The organism is Pararcticibacter amylolyticus (assembly GCF_003130405.1).
Lineage (GTDB): Bacteria > Bacteroidota > Bacteroidia > Sphingobacteriales > Sphingobacteriaceae > Arcticibacter > Arcticibacter amylolyticus.
This window is the reverse complement of sequence record NZ_QEAS01000071.1, coordinates 1-1,426: the sequence shown is the minus strand read 5'-3', so window position 1 is coordinate 1,426 and position 1,426 is coordinate 1. Positions and strand designations below refer to the sequence as shown.

Genomic DNA, 1,426 nt, shown 5'->3' with positions numbered 1-1,426 from the left:
CCATGAGCATCATAACCGCCTATACTAACTGATCCCATGAACGTATTGGTGCCGTTTCCATTGAAGTTAACCGTACCTTCATTTGACATACCTGTTGAATTAACATATGGCTCAATTGAGGTTTTGAAGCTGTGAGATGGCCCGTTCACTTCATTAAACGGGAGGGGATTTTGAGTACCGTCATAAACAGTTGGCGTTGCCGCTGCATTGGTCCGATAATCATAATGAGTAGCACCTCGTAACCAGATAATAATACTACATGAGCTATTATCGCGAGTTGCATCTGTCCATCCAGCGATAAATTTGTTGTCTCCGGGAAGGTAGGGAGCATATTGCCTGATATCTGCATCAATAAATTGGGAGCCATGGCCCCAATTAGTCGTATGGAACCTGAATTTTGCGATCAATGATCCGTGCCAGTCTCCATCTTGATGTACTTGGGGCCGGTTTAGTTCTAATTCACCAGCGATAGAGAAAGGGTCGCCAAAAACAACCGGGTAAAATTTGTCAAAATCGCCACCTACAAATATAGAGCCGGAGTTTTGAGCACTGGCTGTTTTGACAACCAAAGAAAGCGAGAGTAATAATAAGATTAATGTTTTCATGTAATTTCTTTTTTCTGAATTTAAGCCGCTAGTATAATAGGCTTTACTGCGGTTTGAGCGCAGTGGTTGTTTTAATCACATCTGATTGTTTTTGCTGTTGATGAGTTGAAGAATAACGTGTTCCCATGTATTGGCCTTAGGTGTACATCTTCGCGGTGATATTAAGCTAGCATCCAAAGGGGAAGTGCCCCAATAAGAAAGCGTGTTAGTAAAGTGGATAAATGCAAAATGTTTATTAATGCAGATGAAAAAGTATCAAGAAGATATTTAACTGCGGTTTAACCGCAGTATAACTCCCCACTTTAGCACCGGAAATCGAAAAGACAAATGAAAGGACTTCATATGAAGCTATACCGGCAGAAACTTGCCATTTTACTAATGTGTTCGACTGTGCTGTCCGGTGTGGGCCAGGATATCAGTAAGCAGTTATAATTTAAAACCGTAAGAAGAACTGATGCTATCTTTTATCCTTATTGAATTTGTTTGCGTGGAGTTAAATGGAGACCTACCATAGGTACTGATCATTCTTCTTTTAATCATTAATATGAAAAAAATAATAACAATAATCGGTTTTTTAGCGCTATCACCTCTTGTTTGTGTTTTCAGCCAAAGTGTTTTTCCAACGGATGGCAGTAACGTAGGTATCGGGACTACTAATCCGACGACAGGGTTACAGCTGGGTGAACAGGGAAATGCAATATCCGGTAAACAGATTCTCATCCCGGGATTGTATAATTTTGAGCAACTCCGGCTTGGTCAAATCGGAAATGGCAACATGGCTATGGAATTTGTTAACCATACCGGTGTACACACCTCTTATG

General features: G+C 40.7%; 2 protein-coding genes. One reads left to right on the top strand and one right to left on the bottom strand.

Annotated features, from left to right (window positions below; all coding sequences use genetic code 11):
• Nucleotides 1–605, bottom strand: a 605-nt coding sequence (locus DDR33_RS25085; protein ID WP_202913852.1) for a hypothetical protein, incomplete at its 3' end; no start/stop codon positions are given.
• A 544-nt stretch (nucleotides 606–1,149) separates the two neighbouring features.
• On the opposite strand from DDR33_RS25085, the gene DDR33_RS25080 reads away from it, so the two are divergent.
• A partial coding sequence (locus DDR33_RS25080; protein ID WP_146198882.1) for a hypothetical protein occupies nucleotides 1,150–1,426 on the top strand: 277 nt, incomplete at its 3' end.